We start from the raw sequence: 16,309 nt of genomic DNA on the forward strand, positions 1-16,309 counted from the left end.
AGGTCCCTTCATGGCGAATTTCGGCGACTATCAAATGGGTATTTACCTGGCCGGAGCGGCGGGCCGGAAACCGGCATTGCCGATTGCCTTCGAGGGGCTCGAAGCCGCAGCCCACCAAGTGCTGGATCCGGAGCTGTTGGGTTATGTGGCCGGCGGCGCCGGCGATGAACGGACGCAACGGCTCAACGTCGAAGCCTTCGCGCAATGGGGGCTGATGCCCAGGATGCTCGTCGGCGCTGCGCAGCGCGACCTGTCCGTGGAGCTGTTCGGCCAACGGTTCCCGAGCCCGATCTTCATGAGTCCGGTGGGGGTGCTCGGCGCGTGCCGGGAAGACGGCGACCTGGCGGTGGCCCGGGCCTCGGCGGTCACCGGGGTTCCGATGTTCGCTTCCACGCTCTCCGCGGCGACCTTGGAGCAGGTCCGTTTGGCGCAAGGCGCGACGCCGGGCTTCTTCCAGTTGTATCCGCCCAACGACCCCGAGTTGTCGCAGAGCCTGGTCAGCCGGGCCGAAGCGGCCGGGTACGCCGGAATCGTGGTCACCGTGGACACCTGGGTCAATGGCTGGCGGCCGCGGGACCTGTCCAGCGGCTATATTCCGATGCTCCGCGGCCTGTGCTTGGAAAACTATCGCAGCGACCCCAGGTTCCAAGAGCTGGTGGCCGCGCAACCGGCCGGCCAGGCCGGTGCGGTCGAACTGACCTGGGCCGGGATATTCGGTCGGCCCACGCTTAACTGGTCGGATATCGACGCCTTGCGCGAAGCCACCTCGTTGCCGCTGATCATCAAGGGCATCTGCGCCCCGGAAGACGCCAAGAAAGCGCAAGACCATGGTGCCGACGGCATCATCTGCTCGAATCACGGCGGGCGGCAGGCCAATGGCGGGCTTTCCGCATTGCAGTGCTTGCCGGCGGTGGTCGGGGCCACCGGACTCCCGGTGCTCTTCGATTCCGGAGTGCGCAGCGGCACCGATGTGGTGAAAGCGCTGGCCCTGGGCGCGCGTGCGGTGGGCATCGGCCGGCCCTATGTCTACGGACTCACCGTGGCGGGGGCGGCCGGCGTCGAACAGGTATTGCGCGGGATCCTGGCCGAGGCCGACTTGCTGATGGCGGTGGACGGCTATGCCGCGATCGCCGATCTGGTCCCTGAAGCCCTGCACCGGGTGGCCGGGCCGGCCGCGTGATCCGGGTCGCCGTCGTCGGCTTCGGCTTGGCCGGAAGCGTCTTCCACGCCCCCGCGATCCAGGCCGATCCGGCGCTGTCGCTGGCTGCGATTGTCACCGCGGATCCGGCCCGCCGGGCGCACGCGGAGCAAAACTACCCAAGCACCCGGGTGGTCGGCGGGTTCGGGGAGCTGCCTTTCGGCGAACTCGACGCAGTAGTCGTAGCGACGCCGCCGGGCAGTCACGTGGCACTGGGCCACGCCGCATTGGACGCCGGGCTCGCAGTAGTGGTGGACAAACCGTTCGCGCCCAGCAGCGCCGAGGCGCTCGAATTGATCGCGCACGCGGAACAAGCTGGCAGATTGCTCACCGTCTATCAGAACCGGCGCTGGGACGGCGAGTTCCAGACCGTGCAGGAACTCTTGCGGCAGGGCGCGTTCGGTGAAGTGACCCGGTTCGAGTCCCGGATGGAGCGCTGGGCGCCGGAGATCAGCAAACCCTGGAAAGCCTCGGCCGGGCCGGGCCACGGGGTGCTGTTCGACTTGGGCGCGCACTTGATCGACCAGGCCCTGCAATTGTTCGGACCGGTGCAACGGGTGTACGGCGAGCTCGACGCCCGTCGGGCCCAAGAGCCGAGCGACGACGATGTTTTCCTTGCGTTGCAGCACGCCTCCGGAGTGCGCTCGCATTTGGCGATGAATCTGACTTCGGCGCAATTCGCGCCCCGGATCCGGGTGCTCGGTACCGCGGGCGGCTATCTGAAGCAGCACGGAGACCTGCAAGAAGCCCAGATCCAAGCCGGAATCCTGCCTGGTGATGACCGGTACGGAGTGGATCCGGAGCCGCATTGGGGGTGGTTCGGCCAAGGCGACCAGTTGCGGGCCGTGCCCACGGTGCGCGGTGATTATCCACGCTTCTACGCATTGCTGGCCGCCGCGCTCAACGGATCAGGGCCGCCGCCGGTCGATCCCCTCGACGCGGTGGCGGCCCTGCGGATCATTGAAGAAGTCCGGACGCAAAACGGCCTTTAGAGCGCTGCGACTGCTTCCTCTTTGGCTGCTGCGGCTTCCTTGGGGTCGGTGATTTTCTTCTTCGGCAGGAAGAAAGTCACCAGGAAGGCCACGGCCACCAGGGCCGCAGCACTGAGCATCACCACGTCGATCGACTGGGCGAAGCCATTGCGGATCGGCTCGGTCAGAGCTTTGTTCGCCTCACGCAGCCACGAAGTGTCGTTCAGGTTGCTGCTGCCGCCGTTCTGGGCATTCTGCAGGAAGTCCAGGAAGCCCTTGTTGTCCGGATTGCCGACGATCGCCGGGTCCTTGAACATCGCGGCATAACTGGGGTTCTTCATCGCGTCGGCCAAGAGCGTGGCGATCTTGTCCTGCGCGGTGGCGAAGAGCATCGAGATGAAGACCGCGGTGCCCACGGTGCCGCCCATGGAGCGGAAGAAGGTCGCCGAAGAGGTGGCGACGCCCATGTCCTTCGGCGGTACCGCGAACTGCATCGACAGGGTCAGCGGCTGCATGCAGAAGCCCAGGCCCAAGCCGAAGGCGATCGCAATGCCGCCCGGGACCAGGAGCGAGGTGTCCACGCCGAGCGACAAGCCCATGGCCAGTGCCGAAGCACCCAGGATGAAGGTTCCGACGATCGGGAAGATCCGGTAGGTCCCGGTCCGGGAAATCACCTGGCCGCTGGTGATCGAGCCGATCAGAATGCCCACCGTGAAGGTGATCATCAGCAGGCCGGCTTCGGTCGGCGTCAGCCCGGCGACCAGCTGCAAGTACATCGGCAGCATCGCGATGGCGCCGAACATGCCGATGCCGATGATGAAGTTCAACAGCGCGGAGACGCCGAAGGCCGGGATCTTGAAGAAGCGCAATGGGATCAAGGCGGCATCTCCGGCCATCCGCTCGGCCAGGATGAAGGCGATGATGCCGATCGCGCCCAAGGCGTAGCAGAGGAATGCGGCGCCGGACGTCCAGCCCCATTCCCGGCCCTGCTCGGCGACGATCAGCAGCGGCACCAGCGCCAAGGTGATGCTCGCGGCGCCCCAGTAGTCGACCTTTTGCCGGATGCCTTCTTTTTTGGGCAGGTGCAGGAACATCCAGACCACGATCAGCGCGCCGATCGCGATCGGCACATTGATCAGGAACACCCAGCGCCAACCGGTGATCCACAGGATCTGCGAGGAGCCGGCGAAGAAGCCGCCAACCACCGGGCCGAGCACCGAGGAAATGCCGAAGACCGACATGAAGTAACCCTGGTATTTGCCGCGGTCTTTCAGCGGGACGATGTCGCCGATGATGGCCAGGCCCAAGGACATCAGACCGCCGGCGCCGAGTCCCTGGATGCCGCGGGCCACTGCCAGCTCGCCCATCGACTGCACGAACCCGGAGTAGATCGAGCCGATGAGGAAAATCGAGATCGCGATCACGTAGAGCGGACGCCGGCCGAAGATGTCGGAGAGTTTCCCGTACAGCGGGGTGCTCACCGTGGAGGTGATCAGGTAGGCGGTGGTGGCCCAGGCCTGCAACGAGAGCCCGTTGAGGTCGTTGGAAATGGTGTAGATGGAACTTGAAACGATGGTTTGGTCGAGTGCGGCCAAGAACATGCCGAGCAGCAGGCCCACCAGGACCGTCATGATCTGACGGTGGGTGTAGGCCTGCCCGGGTTCTGGAATCCGGCGGTTCCGGTTGTTTGCTGTCATCGTGTGTGACACGTCGTGCTCCGATGTCTGAGCTCAGGGGTGCCCTGGGTACCCGTAAAAATAGTTGCTTTCGTGAAACAAGTATATCCCCGGACTGACGGATTGTCGTTAAAATCTTGGTGACCTGCGTCGCAGCAAGCCGGTTGCCTGGGCAGACCCGACGGACTCGTGGGCTGGCGTAGCCGGTTCCTGGCTGAAACCGGCGGCGAGTCCGTCACGGCTGCCCGGAGCTCCGGCTTGAATCTGCGGGTGCTCAGCCGGTTTTCGGTGCCGGGGCGGCGGGCGCCGGCAACGGCCAGAGCCAGCCCGGGCCGTCGGTGCTCTTCTGCGAGAGCACCAAGGATCCGGCGTCGATCGGCGAATCCAGGACTACCAGGCCGCGGATTTTCTGCCCCGGCAGGACCCGGGCCGGAAGCCCCAGTCCGTTGTCCAAACAGACATGCCCGGCCCGGGTATCCAAAGACTGGCTGACTTTGCGCCCGTCCGGGCCCTGGAGGTCGAAGTCTTTGGGGCTCACGCTGAAGAACGGGTCTTTCGAGGCGGCCAAACCGGGCAGCGCCTCGATCCACAGCTCGACTGCGATGAAATGGCCGTTCGTGGGTTTGATTGCGGTTCCGGTCTGGCAGCTGTAATCGACCGTGATCGAAGCCACGGTGAAGTTGACCAGCCGTTTGTTGCTTCCGTCGGCAGTCACCACGCCGGACAGTTCGCCGAGCCGCTTCTGCAGCAGCCCGCGTTGATCGGGTCGCGGCGTGCCGCCGGCGTCGGGCAGTTGGAAGTCGCTCCGCGGATCGACCGGTGAATTGTCCGTGCCCTGGCGGTCGCGTTGTTCGTGCCTCGGAGCGGGGCCGGACGACGGCGGCGCGGTCCGGTTGCCAGGACCTGGCGTTGCGGGGGCCGGAGCCGCGGGATTTTGCCCGACCGGGTTCTGGCCGCTTTGGCCACCCGCCGAGCAGCCGCTCAGAACCAGCATTGCGGCGCAGGCCAAAGCAAGCGGGGCCAGAGCGGGCTGGGTCAGCACGGCGCGGCGCGTAGCGCGCGGTCTCCCGGCAGGTGTCCCCGGGGGGCGGTTCCAAGGCTGCATTGAATATTCCGGAGGGTAGGCTGATCCAAGGTTACCGGGCATGAGCAATCTTTTGGAGGCACGCAGTGGCGCAGGAGCGAATCGGGGCGGCTGCTCCGGGTGTCCCGTCGGCGCTCGCCGAGCCCACTGAGCGGGTCAAGCCGCTCTGGGTGAGCTCGGTGGTGCTGGTCAACATCGGCATAAATGCGGCCTTCTTCGGTCCGATCCAGGTTTTGCTGGGCAACCAGGCGATCTCCTTCGACGAAGGCCAGAAGGAGGCAATCCTGGCTTTGGTCACCGGTTGCGGAGCCGCGGTCTCCTTGGTGGCGAACCCCCTGTTCGGCGCGTTCTCCGACCGGACCACTTCGCGTTTCGGCCGCCGGGTGCCCTGGGTGTTCATTGGCGCGGTATTGGGTACCATCGCCTTGCTGGGGCTCTCCGTCGCGCCGAGCGTTGCCGCGATGGCGGCCTTGTGGTGTTTGGTCCAGCTGGGCTGCAACGGCACGCTGGCAGCGATCACCGCGGCGATTCCGGACCGGGTGCCGGTGCAACAACGCGGTCTGGTGGGCGGTGTGGCCTCGATGGGCACCGTGATCGGGATCTTGATCGGGGCGGGCATCGGCGCAGTCGCCGCGAAGAATTTCGCCCTCGGCTACTGGCTCTGCGCTGCGGCGCTGCTGGCCGGCATCGTGCTCTACCTGTTTCGCGGCAACGACCAGCCGCTGACTGCCGCGGAACGACCGGCGCTTTCCTTCCGCGGATTCCTGCAAGGATTCTGGATCAGCCCGCGCAAACATCCGGATTTCGGCTGGGCTTGGTTGAGCCGCTTCCTGGTGCAATTCGGCGTGCAGATCTGCATCGTGTACTTGTTGTTCTTCCTGCGGGACAAAGTCGGTTACGAAGCACCGGAGTTCGGGGTGCTGATCCTGACCGGGATATACGCCCTGCTGACCATGGCGACTGCGGGCATCGGCGGAGTCTGGACCGACCGGGTGGGGCGGCGCAAGCCGTTCGTCATGGTGTCCTCGGCAATCATCGCGCTGGCGGCGTTGATTCTGGCGTTTTTCCCGACCTGGCCCGGTGCGCTGCTCGGCGCGGCGGTGCTGGGCATCGGCAACGGCACCTACTTGGCGGTCGATCTGGCGCTGCTCACCCAGGTCCTGCCGCAGGCGATGAACCGCGGCAAGGACCTGGGCGTGATCAATGTGGCCAACTCGCTTCCGCAGGTCCTCGCCGCGCCCACCGCATTCCTCTTCGTGACCATGCTGGGCGGCTATGTGAGCCTCTACGTCCTGGCTGCGGCGATCGGATTGCTGGGGGCCGCCGCCGTGCTCATGATCAAAGGCGTGCGCTGATCCGGTCAGGCCGCCTCGTAGGCCGCTGCGACATCGAGCACCCAGACCACGCCGTAGGCGTCTTTGAGCATCCCGTAGGCCGGTGAGAACTGGGCCGGAGCGAGGTCTTCGATGATCGTCGAATCTTCGGCCAACCGGCCCCAGAGCTCGGTGACCTCGGGGACCGAGTCGCCCCGCACCGAAACGAAGAACGATTTCTCGCCCTGCTCGTAGCTGTTGCTCGCCGGTACGTCGAAGGCCATGATCTGGAACCCGTTCCCGCCGATGACCTGGCCGAATTTGATCTGCTGGGCTTCTTCGGCGCGTTCCACGCTGAAGGCATCGGCGTTGCTGACCAAAATCAGTTGACCGCCGAAGACCGAATGGTAGAACTCGAGCGCGGCTCTGGCTTCGCCGCGGAAATTCAGATGCGGGGTGGTGAGGACTGTCATGTCTGCTCCTGGAAGTAGCTGAAAGTGGCCGGCTTTCCCGGTCGAAAACCACTTTCGCAGCAGTAGCGGACAGATTCGGTCCTACACTCGACGTACTCTGGGAAAATGATTTCGACCACTTCACGGCTCTTCCAGTTGTTGTCCTTGCTGCAACTGCGCCGGGACTGGCCCGGCCAGGTCCTCGCCGAGCGGCTCGGCATCAGCCACCGCACCGTGCGCCGGGATGTCGACCGGCTTCGGGACCTGGGCTATCGGATCCAGGCCGTGATGGGGCCCGACGGCGGGTACCGGCTGGACGCCGGAAGCGAACTCCCACCGCTGATCTTCGACGACGAGCAGGCGGTCGCTTTGGCGGTGGCGCTCCGGGCTGCGGCCAGCTCCGGGGCCGGCGTCGGGGAAGCCGCGGTGCGGGCGCTGGGCACGGTGCGCCAAGTGCTGCCCGCCCGGTTGCGGCACCGGCTCGATGCCCTTGACTTCACGGCAGTCCCCAGCCGGCGCGATGCCGGCAGCGTCGCGCCCGAAGTGCTCCTGGCGATATCCGGCGCGGTTCGGAACCGCGAGGTGTTGCGCTTCGATTACGACAGCAGCGAGGATCGGCCCCGCGCGGAGCCAGCCGGCGCGGTCGCCGAGTTGCCGCCGGTCCGCCGGGCGGAACCGCATCATCTGGCGCTCCGGGACGGGCGTTGGTATCTGATCGCTTGGGATCTCGGGCGCGCTGATTGGCGCATTTTCCGGGCCGACCGGATCACCCCGCGGATTCCTTCCGGTCCCCGGTTCACGCCGCGGGCGCTTCCCGGGGAAGGTGTCGGCGAGTTTCTATCGGCAAGGTTCAAGGGTTCCGCAGCGGGAACCGCCTGGCCCTGTTCCGGCAAGGTCATCATCGAGCTGCCGGCCCGGGAGGTCAGTCCGTTCGCCGGTGATGGCACGGTCGAAGACCTGGGTCCGGACCGGTGCAGTTTGGAAGCCGGGTCTTGGTCGTGGACCGCACTGGCTGCCTGGTTCGGCAGATTCGATGCCGGGATCGACGTGGTCGGCCCGCCGGAACTCGCCGCAGAGTTCGGCCGGCTTGCGGCACGTTACACGGCTGCGGCCGGTCGATTCCGGCCGCAGCCGGTGCACCACTGACGGCCGCGCTCCGGTTCCGGCATACTGGGAGCACGGTCACCAACCACCCTGCAGAAGGAACCCGATGCCTGCTGAATCAGACGTCCGAAACACTGTGCTCACCGCGGCCCGTGGCGGAATCATGACCGATGAGGTCGGGGTGATCACCGGCGATGTCGAAATCGAATCTTCTTGGGCGTCTCCGGGTCATGCGGCGGCCCGGTGCCGGTATGACGGGGCGGACGAGTGGTATGCGATCACCGACGCGGCGCGCGAACTGGCTGCCGGTACTGCCGAGGAGTTGACCCGTTTCCATGAGGCTCTCGTGCAACGGTACCGGCAATCAGACCCGGTGTGACGAGGCGCCGGAGGCCGCCCGGCGGTAGTCTTTCAGCCGGTATCCGTTGACCGTGGCTTCAAAGGCCGCTGCGTGCCCGGCCAGGGCAGCCGCGGCGGCCGGATCAGCGTCCGCGGCCGGCGCGGTGTGCGCTTCGGAGTTCCGGAAGGCCAGTTGCTGGTTCTGCGCCACCCATGCCCGCAGCTCGCCGTGGTAGGCCGCAAAAGCGGCCGGATCGCCGTCGTGCTCGGCCAGTTTCCCGGCCAGCACATAGGCTCCGACCAGGGCGATCGAAGTTCCCTGTCCGGAGAGCGGCGAGGGGCAGTACGCGGCATCGCCGACCAAGCCGACCCGGCCCCGGTGCCATTCGTCCAGGTGGATCTGCCCGACCGAATCGAAATAGAAATCCGGGGCGGCGTCCATCGCATCGAGCAGCTCGGGAATCCGCCAGCCGAGGTGGCTGAACGCCGCGCGGACCAGGGCCTTCTGCCGGGCAGTGTCCCGGTAGTCGAGGTCGTCCGGCAGCGGCCCGCCGAAGCCGAGCATGGCACGTACCGCGGTATTGCCGCGGGCGCTGTAGAAAATCCCCATGGTGCCCTGCTCCGGAGCCGCCGGGTCGAAGAGCTGCTGGATGACTTGCCAATGGTCCAAGCCGAGCAGATTGGGCGTGCTGAAGATGCCCAAGTGGGTGTGCATCGGGGTGAAACAGTCGGACTCGGGTCCGAACGCCAGGGCGCGGGTCCGGGAATGCAGGCCGTCGGCGCCGATCACCAGATCGAATTCCCTGGTGGTCCCGCTTTCGAAGCGCACCGTGACCCCGTCCGCGTGTTCGGCGAGTGCGGAGATCGAATCGCCGAAAATGTAGTCGACGCCGGCGGTCGCCTGGACGATGAGTCCGGCGAGTTCGTCGCGCAGGATTTCCACGTCCGGGCTGTCGATCGCGCCGCCGGTCATGGTGCGTTCCGAGGTGCGCATCAGTTCTGCGCCGGCTGCGTCCACCATGGTCATGCCGCGCATCGCGGTACGCCGCTCGTAGACCGCTCCGCGCAGGCCCATCCGGTCCAGCACATCCAGTGCCGGGCCGCGGACGTCGATCGGCTGGCCGCCGCGACGGGGTCCGCCGGGATTGCGTTCGACGACGGTGGGGGTGAACCCGAAGTGGCGCAACCACCAGGCGAGGGTAGGGCCGGCGACGCTGGCGCCGGAAATCAAAATGTCCATCGGTCCTCCAGAAAGTTTTGTGTACGCAGTAAACATAAACTTATATGTGTACTTTGTAAACAGTTACTTTCACCGGCCTGGGTGACTCGGGGAGGGCCGGTCGGATGCTATTTGCCGACGAAGGCCGCGAGTGCAGTCAACTGGTTGATTCGGCACTGCGGGTTCAGGTACATCATGTGTCCGGCCTCGTGATAGTGGTGGCTGAACCTGGACCGGGCTTCGTCGCTGATGTTCAAGTGCGCCCAGACGTATTCGGCGGCGAAATGCGGGGTAGCGCCGTCGTGGTACCCGTAGTCCACATGCACCCGCAGCGCCGGATTGTCATTGAGCAGCCGTTCCAGATCCGAGGCCACTTCGACCGGCTGGCCTTCGAAGGTCTTGTAGCTCCATGGCTGCACCCGTCCAGTGAGGATTTCATAGGGCAGGTCGTTCTCGTAGCCCAGTTCGGCGCGGAGGTAGTGGTTGACGGCGGCCGCATAGGGGCCGCTGATCGCCTTCATCGACGGGTCGTCCCAGTTGACCGAAGCCTGGCCGCGCAGGTTTTTCTGCGTGAACCGGCCATCGATCCGGCCCACAGTCAGACCCTCGGCGCGCAGCAGTTCAGCGGAGAATTCCGAATAATCCCAGCGCAGATTGCTCCGCCGGACGAAATCCTCGCCCAGGGTGGTGATCGCGGCGAGCCGGGCGACGACGACGTCGTACTCGTCGGAACTGAGCCGGGAGCCTTGGCTGAGCGCGTAGCCGAAGTCCTTGGCGGCGAAGGCCTCGGCCTCGGCGACCACGTCGGCCAGGCTGCGGCCGGGGTGCCTGCCGTGGAAGTGCGCGATCGCGGCATAGGTGGGCACGTGCAGCGGGTACGGGGTGTCGCTGCCGGGGAAGAACCGGAGCGTGGACATGTTCAGCACCGTGGAAATCAAGCCGAGGCCGTTGACCGCCATGCCGTAGGCGTCGAAGAGCCGGGCCGCGACGGCGACCGCACGCAGCGTGCCGTAGGACTCACCGATCAAATACTTCGGCGAGAGCCAGCGGTTGTTGCGGGTGGTCCAGAGCCGGATCACTTCAGCCACCAGGTCCCGGTCCTCGACGAAGGCGTGGAACTCGTCGGCTTTGCCGCCTTTGACCACCCGGGAGAAGCCGGTGCTGACCGGATCGATCATCACCAGATCCGCGTGTTCCAAGATGCTGTGCGGATTGTCCAGCAGGCCGTAGGGCGCCGGGGTGAGTGCGCCGACGTCGCCGCTGTCCACCAAGCGCGGGCCGAGCAGTCCCATATGCAGCCAGACCGAACTGGAACCGGGGCCGCCGTTGAACGCAAAGACCACCGGGCGGTCCGCAGCCTCGGCCTCCACGGTGTACGAGGTCAGGAAGATCTCCGCTTTGGCCTTGAAGCCCTGGTTCTTGCCGTCCTTGCGCTCCTCTTTCCGCAGGACCAGCCGGCCGGCCGTGGAGGTGTAACGCAAACCATTGCGTTCCTGGGCGCGGGTGACGAAGTCGTCGCTGACCTCGGGTTCTGACGATTCGGTCTCGGGGGAGGAGGTGTCGTCAGTCATGCTTCCGAGCCTATTGCAGAAAATGTATCCGGGACGAGGGAAAACGTTGCCGAACTCCCCAGTAACATGAAAAACATGCACCTGTTACTGCGGACCATCTGGCATTTTTTCGTTTCGTCGCGCCAAGCCGCGACCAGCCTGTGGGCGCACACTTCGGTGCGGATGCGGGCTTGGCCGACGGATATCGACATTGCCGGGCACATCAACAACGGCATGTACTTTTCGCTCATGGACCTGGGCCGGTTCGACCTGATGATGCGCTCCGGGATGTGGAAAGCGATCCGGGCCCGGAAATGGACGCCGGTGATGAGTGCGGAAACCATCTCCTTCCGCAAATCGATTGAGCTCTGGCAGAAGTACACGATGGAAACCCGGGTGATCGGCTTCGACGAGCGGGCGATGTATTTCGAGCAGTGCATGGTGGTCGACGGCGATGTCTACGTCCGGGCGTTCATGGCGATGCGGTTGGTGCACAAGGGCAAGCCGGTGAGCAACGCGGAGCTTTTCGCGCTGGTCGGCGAGCCTCCGGCGGATTTGGTGTTGCCGGACTGGATCCACACCTGGCGGGCCGACGTCGCCTTGCCGGGTGCCCGCAAACCTGCGCCGTTCAGCTGGAGCCGTTAGCGCGTAGCATGGCGCTGTGAATCCAGAGCCAGCGAGTTTCGATTTCAGTTCGCCCACAGCCCGGACGCTGCGCGCCCGGCAGGGGATCAAATGGAATCTCCACCCGGAGGACGTGCTGCCGCTCTGGGTCGCGGAGATGGATTTCGCCACCGCTCCGGTGATCGTCGACGAACTCCACCGGGCGGTACAGGAAGAATCCTTCGGCTACGCCTCGCCACGGCAGCCGGCGTTGGCGGCGGCCCTGGCCGAATTCAGTGCCGCCCGCTATGACTGGTCCTTCGAGCCCGAGGCGATGCGGATCCTGCCGGAAGTGCTCACCGGGGTCCGGTGGGGGATCGACGCGTTCAGCAAGCCCGGCAGTGCCGTGATCCTGCCGGTGCCCGCCTACATGCCCTTCTTCGAACTGGTCCGTTCGATGGGCCGGGAAATCATCGAGGTCCGGTTCATCGAAGCGGGCGGGCGTTGGGTCCTGGATTTGGCCGGCGTCGAACAGGCTCTGCGGGCCGGGGCGGGCACATTGCTGCTGACGAATCCGCACAATCCGCTCGGCAAGACCTTCAGCAGCGCCGAGTCCGCGGCCATTGCCGGGCTCGTGGACCGGTATGGCGCCCGGGTGGTTTCGGACGAGATCCACGGCCCGTTGACTTACGACCGGGTGCACGTGCCGTATGCCTCGGTCAATGACACTGCTTTTGCGCACACGCTGACCTTGGTATCGACCTCGAAAGCCTGGAATCTGCCCGGTTTGTGCGCGGCCCAGGCGATTGTGGGCAGCGCCGCGGACCGGACCGCCTGGGATGCCTGGACCCTTGGCGAGACCCACGGGGTATCCCCGCTCGGAGTGCGGGCTTCGACGGCGGCCTACCGGAATGGCGTGCCCTGGTTGGACGGCTTGCTCGGCCAACTGCGAACCAACCGGCAATTCCTGTTCGAGCGTCTGGCCGAGGTTCCGGGGCTGCAAGCGATCACCCCGGAAGCGACGTATCTGGCCTGGCTCGACTTCACCGAGGTGGAGCTCGGCGCGCGCTACCAGGCCGGTGAGGGGCCGGCGTCGTACTTTTTGCGCGAGGCGAAACTGGCCTTTGTGCCGGGAAGTTCCTGCGGCGCGGACAGCCTGAATTGCCTGCGGCTCAATTTCGGTACAACGCCGGGCATCCTGGAACAAGCCATGGACGCCATGCTGGCCGCGTTGCCCGCTTAGCCGCCCGGGGCCTGCCCGCAGGCCCGTCCCAAGGACGCGTGCCGTGGGCTGGGACGTCCCAGCCCACGGCAGTCCCGGATTGGACGGGCCTGCGGTGGATCAGCCGGTTACCCGGGCCACGAACTTCGCGGTGCGTTCGGTGAGCGCCTCGATCTGCAGCGCCCGGGTGGTATCCCAGTCGGCGTGCCGTCGACTGGCCGACACCTCGGCCCGGACATTGCGCGAACACCGGAAATCGGAACAGATCAGGGTTCCCACAGTGTTGCCATCCCGGCCGGCATGACCGGCGCGGCGGGCGACGTAGAGGTAGACGTCGGTTTCGGAACGGACATCGCGGCACAGATCGCAGATGATTTTGCGGATCTTGCCGCTGCCGCCTTCGGGTGCCCGCAAGGCGATGCCGACCAGGCCGGTGTCCGCAGGGAAGACCAAGTAGCCGCGCTGCGGCATCTTGGGGTCTCGCCAGCCCAGATAATCGAGTTGTTCCCAATCGAACTGGTCGAAATCGGCCGGGAAGTTGATGGCTTTGACTTCGCTGCGCGAGGCATTGACGAAGCTGCGACGGATGTCGTCGACGGAAAATTTTTGCATTGGAATGACCCTGTCTTCGGAAATTTCGGGTGCAAGCGGCGAACCAGGCGCGGGCATGGCAAAAGCGCCGACTTGCACTGAATTGCTCAAAGCGCCGAAGGCCGGGGGAGCTATGTCGGAAAGCTCAGCCGTGCCTCGACGCGGAGCCCGAAGCGATGCAGGCCGATGCGGCCGCCTCGCTTCCGATGGCTGCGAATCGCATACCGTTTCCTTAGAAAACTTCACGGGGTTACCGCTACAGAGTAGCATCCACCCCATGATGCAATCTGCGGTGCTGACCACCTCCGAGGCCGGGCGTCCCTATGCGCGCAGCCTGCCGTTGCAGCTCCTTGAGCTGGAGATTCCGCAGCCGCGGGCCGGTGAAGTCCTGGTCCGGATCGAACGGGCGAGCTTGTGCCATTCGGACCTTTCCGTGGTCAACGGATCCCGGCTGCGGCCGCTGCCGATGGCGTTGGGGCACGAAGCGGCGGGGGTGGTGGCCGGCCTCGGCGACGGGGTTTCTGATCTGCAGCTGGGGCAAGCCGTGGTGATGGTCTTCGTGCCGGCCTGCGGGAGTTGCCGGGCATGTTCGGCCGGCCGGCCGGCGCTCTGCTACCGGGGCGCCGAGGCCAACGGCAGCGGGGATTTGTTGCACGGGGAGGCGCTTTTGCGCACCCGGTCCGGCGAGCGGATCAATCACCATTTGGGCATCTCGGCCTTTGCGGAGTTCGCCGTTGTGGCGCGCGAGTCGTTGGTGCCGTTGGACGAGGACGTGCCGCTCGACGTCGCCGCGCTGTTCGGCTGCGCGGCGTTGACCGGGGTGGGTGCAGTGCTCAATACCGCAGAGGTGCAGCCGGGGCAGTCGGTGATCGTCTTCGGGTTGGGAGCGGTCGGGCTGATGGCGGTGATGGCGGCGGCGCAGATCGACGGGGTCGCGGTGATCGCGATCGATCCGCTGGAGTCCAAGCAAGAACTGGCGCTGCGCTGCGGGGCGAAACTCGCCGGCAGCCCCGAGGCTGCAGCCGGGTTGGCCGCCGACCACCTCGACGGCGGCGCCGACGTCGTGATCGAAGCCGTCGGCAGCGCGAACGTGATGGCGGCCGGTTTGGGCTTGTTGGCCCGCGGCGGTGCCTTGGTCTCGGTGGGGCTGTCGCACCCCGATCAGCAATTGACGGTTCAGGCGCTTCAGTTCGCGGGCACCGGTAAACGGTTGCTGGGGTCTTACATGGGCGACGCGGCGCCATCGCGGGACATTCCGCGATACCTGCAATTGTGGCAGGACGGCCGCTTGCCGGTGGAGCTGCTGCACACCGACACCAGGCCGCTCAGCGCCGTCAATGAAAGCTTGGACGCGCTCGCCGACGGCGCCGTGGTGCGCCGGTTGCTCGTGCCGGGGAGCTGAGTGAGGTCTGCTGCGGCGTTTCGAAATCCAGGGCCTGCGGTACGGGGTAAAAGTGTCGCAGGATAACCATTCTGCTGTGCGGAAATAAGGTGATTTTGAGCCCGGTGGGGTCAAGACTTTCGTAACGGAGATTTTCAGTTTCCGCCCGGGATGAATCCATGTTGGGAATTCATCCGAATTTAGTCTTCTGAGGATGTGCTCACTATGAAACCTACTCGTCGAAATCTCATACAATCGGTGCCTGCTGTCTCGTCATTTGGTCTGTTCGCAGCTTCAGCGCCGGGCCCGGCCGCTGCTTCGGTTCTGCGGGGGGCTGCCGGAGGGGATGGTCCATCCGGTTCCGCAAACACTACTGCTAGTCAGAGCAATGGATCGGCTGGGCGCACGAAGGCACTCGCTGCGAATTATGCTCAGGAAATGGTCGCGCTCCGACGGGAGCTGCACCAGAACCCGGAGGTGGGCCTGAATTTGCCGCAGACCAGACGTCGGGTGCTGGCGGCTCTGGAGCCGCTGGGTTTGGAAATCAGGACGAGCAATGAAACAAGTTCGTTTACCGCGGTGCTCCGGGGACGGGGGACTCCAGTGGGTGAACGTCAAGTCGTGTTGCTGCGTGCTGATATGGACGCCCTCCCGATCACTGAGTTGGTGGATGTCCCGTACAAGTCCACCAACGGTGCCATGCATGCCTGTGGCCACGATTTGCATACGGCCTGGCTGGTCGGGGTAGCGAAAATTCTCAGCGATCTTCGGGGCGAACTGGCCGGGGACGTTGTTTTCATGTTCCAAGCTGGTGAAGAAAGTCTCGGTGGTGCGCGGTTGATGGTCGAGGACGGTTTGCTCGATGTTGCGGGTTCGCGGGTGAACGCCGCCTTCGGTTTGCACGCCTTGACCACTGTGGCGCCGCGCGGAGTGGTTACCGGAAAACCGCAGACCATATTATCCGGATCAGCAATACTGCGGGCTAAGTTCACCGGTCTGGGCGGGCATGGGGCGACTCCTTATTTGAGTATCGATCCGATTCCGCCACTTTCGACCGGAATTTTGGCCTTGCAATCCATGGTTACTCGTCGGTTCAATATCTTTGACCCGGTGGTGGTTACGGTGGGGCAGGTTCGAGCCGGCAGTGCGCCGAACGTGATTCCGGACAGCGCCGAGTTCGCTGCGACGGTCCGAACCTTCAGTGCGGAAAATCGGCAGAAGATCGAAGAGCTCAGCGTTCCGTTGCTGCAGAAAATCGCCGAAGCCAATGGGCTCACTTCAGAGGTGACGTTCACCCCCGGCTATCCGGAGACTGTGAACAACGCGACCGAATTCGCCTTGGTGCAGACCGTAGCAGGCGAACTCTTCGGCTCGGACCGGTTCACTTTGCTGCAGAACCCGCTCGCCAACAGTGACGACATCGCGTATGTTCTGCAGCAAGTCCCGGGAGCGTTCGTTTTCATGGGAGCGTCGACCTCAGACGATCCGAGCACGGCTGAGCCGAATCATTCGCCCCGGGCCGAATTCGACGATTCCGTGCTGCCCGACGCCGCTGCACTCCTTGCCGAATTGGCCTTCCGCCGGGCTGCTTAGCGGCATCTCTCCT

General features: G+C 65.2%; 15 protein-coding genes. 9 read left to right on the forward strand and 6 right to left on the reverse strand.

Annotation, left to right across the window (positions count from 1 at the left end; genetic code table 11):
- Positions 1 to 10: 10 nt before the first annotated feature.
- The gene (locus JOE69_RS11040) at positions 11 to 1,180 is read left to right on the forward strand and encodes an alpha-hydroxy-acid oxidizing protein (protein WP_309798687.1); all 1,170 of its coding nucleotides are present in this window, start codon (positions 11 to 13) and stop codon (positions 1,178 to 1,180) included.
- Positions 1,177 to 2,190 (forward strand): Gfo/Idh/MocA family protein, encoded by a 1,014-nt coding sequence (locus tag JOE69_RS11045; RefSeq protein ID WP_309798689.1) that lies wholly within the window; start codon positions 1,177 to 1,179, stop codon positions 2,188 to 2,190. The genes JOE69_RS11040 and JOE69_RS11045 overlap by 4 nt, the downstream gene beginning before the upstream one ends.
- Here JOE69_RS11045 and JOE69_RS11050 read toward each other — a convergent pair.
- Both JOE69_RS11050 and JOE69_RS11055 read right to left on the reverse strand, forming a co-directional pair.
- The gene (locus tag JOE69_RS11050) at positions 2,187 to 3,866 is read right to left on the reverse strand and encodes an MDR family MFS transporter (protein WP_309801261.1); all 1,680 of its coding nucleotides are present in this window, start codon (positions 3,864 to 3,866) and stop codon (positions 2,187 to 2,189) included. The two genes, JOE69_RS11045 and JOE69_RS11050, sit on opposite strands and share 4 nt — an antisense overlap.
- A gap of 253 nt (positions 3,867 to 4,119) precedes the next feature.
- A complete protein-coding gene (locus JOE69_RS11055; RefSeq protein WP_309798691.1) occupies positions 4,120 to 4,887 on the reverse strand; it encodes a hypothetical protein in 768 nt (255 codons plus the stop codon).
- 128 nt (positions 4,888 to 5,015) lie between these two features.
- On the opposite strand from JOE69_RS11055, the gene JOE69_RS11060 reads away from it, so the two are divergent.
- Positions 5,016 to 6,284, forward strand: coding sequence for an MFS transporter (locus JOE69_RS11060; protein ID WP_309798693.1), 1,269 nt, complete (start codon positions 5,016 to 5,018; stop codon positions 6,282 to 6,284).
- A gap of 5 nt (positions 6,285 to 6,289) precedes the next feature.
- Here JOE69_RS11060 and JOE69_RS11065 read toward each other — a convergent pair whose 3' ends face one another.
- The gene (locus tag JOE69_RS11065; protein ID WP_309798695.1) at positions 6,290 to 6,715 is read right to left on the reverse strand and encodes a VOC family protein; all 426 of its coding nucleotides are present in this window, start codon (positions 6,713 to 6,715) and stop codon (positions 6,290 to 6,292) included.
- 105 nt (positions 6,716 to 6,820) lie between these two features.
- On the opposite strand from JOE69_RS11065, the gene JOE69_RS11070 reads away from it, so the two are divergent.
- Together JOE69_RS11070 and JOE69_RS11075 are read left to right on the forward strand one after the other, a co-directional pair.
- The gene (locus tag JOE69_RS11070) at positions 6,821 to 7,840 is read left to right on the forward strand and encodes a helix-turn-helix transcriptional regulator (RefSeq protein WP_309798697.1); all 1,020 of its coding nucleotides are present in this window, start codon (positions 6,821 to 6,823) and stop codon (positions 7,838 to 7,840) included.
- A 64-nt stretch (positions 7,841 to 7,904) separates the two neighbouring features.
- On the forward strand, positions 7,905 to 8,177 hold the full coding sequence (locus JOE69_RS11075; RefSeq protein ID WP_296364645.1) for a hypothetical protein: 273 nt from the start codon (positions 7,905 to 7,907) through the stop codon (positions 8,175 to 8,177).
- Here JOE69_RS11075 and JOE69_RS11080 read toward each other — a convergent pair.
- Complete coding sequence (locus tag JOE69_RS11080; RefSeq protein ID WP_309798700.1) at positions 8,163 to 9,377, reverse strand: FAD-dependent monooxygenase; 1,215 nt, start codon at positions 9,375 to 9,377, stop codon at positions 8,163 to 8,165. The two genes, JOE69_RS11075 and JOE69_RS11080, sit on opposite strands and share 15 nt — an antisense overlap.
- 107 nt (positions 9,378 to 9,484) lie before the next feature.
- Positions 9,485 to 10,927, reverse strand: a complete 1,443-nt coding sequence (locus JOE69_RS11085; protein WP_309798702.1) for a S10 family peptidase — start codon at positions 10,925 to 10,927, stop codon at positions 9,485 to 9,487.
- Positions 10,928 to 11,002: 75 nt separating this feature from the next.
- Between JOE69_RS11085 and JOE69_RS11090 the strand changes: the two genes are divergently transcribed.
- Both JOE69_RS11090 and JOE69_RS11095 read left to right on the forward strand, forming a co-directional pair.
- Positions 11,003 to 11,551: a thioesterase family protein gene (locus tag JOE69_RS11090; RefSeq protein WP_296364639.1), complete on the forward strand. Its 549-nt coding sequence runs from the start codon at positions 11,003 to 11,005 to the stop codon at positions 11,549 to 11,551.
- Between the two features lie 16 nt (positions 11,552 to 11,567).
- Positions 11,568 to 12,752: a MalY/PatB family protein gene (locus JOE69_RS11095; RefSeq protein WP_309798704.1), complete on the forward strand. Its 1,185-nt coding sequence runs from the start codon at positions 11,568 to 11,570 to the stop codon at positions 12,750 to 12,752.
- A 99-nt stretch (positions 12,753 to 12,851) separates the two neighbouring features.
- Here the strand turns inward: JOE69_RS11095 and JOE69_RS11100 are convergent, their stop codons facing one another.
- The gene (locus tag JOE69_RS11100; protein WP_296364635.1) at positions 12,852 to 13,343 is read right to left on the reverse strand and encodes an FBP domain-containing protein; all 492 of its coding nucleotides are present in this window, start codon (positions 13,341 to 13,343) and stop codon (positions 12,852 to 12,854) included.
- Positions 13,344 to 13,602: 259 nt separating this feature from the next.
- Between JOE69_RS11100 and JOE69_RS11105 the strand changes: the two genes are divergently transcribed.
- Both JOE69_RS11105 and JOE69_RS11110 read left to right on the forward strand, forming a co-directional pair.
- Entirely contained in the window at positions 13,603 to 14,724 is a 1,122-nt protein-coding gene (locus JOE69_RS11105) for an alcohol dehydrogenase catalytic domain-containing protein (RefSeq protein ID WP_309801263.1), read from the forward strand.
- A 417-nt stretch (positions 14,725 to 15,141) separates the two neighbouring features.
- A complete protein-coding gene (locus JOE69_RS11110) occupies positions 15,142 to 16,296 on the forward strand; it encodes a M20 metallopeptidase family protein (protein ID WP_309798706.1) in 1,155 nt (384 codons plus the stop codon).
- Positions 16,297 to 16,309: the final 13 nt, after the last annotated feature.

It is taken from the genome of Arthrobacter russicus (assembly GCF_031454135.1).
Classification (GTDB): domain Bacteria; phylum Actinomycetota; class Actinomycetes; order Actinomycetales; family Micrococcaceae; genus Renibacterium; species Renibacterium russicum.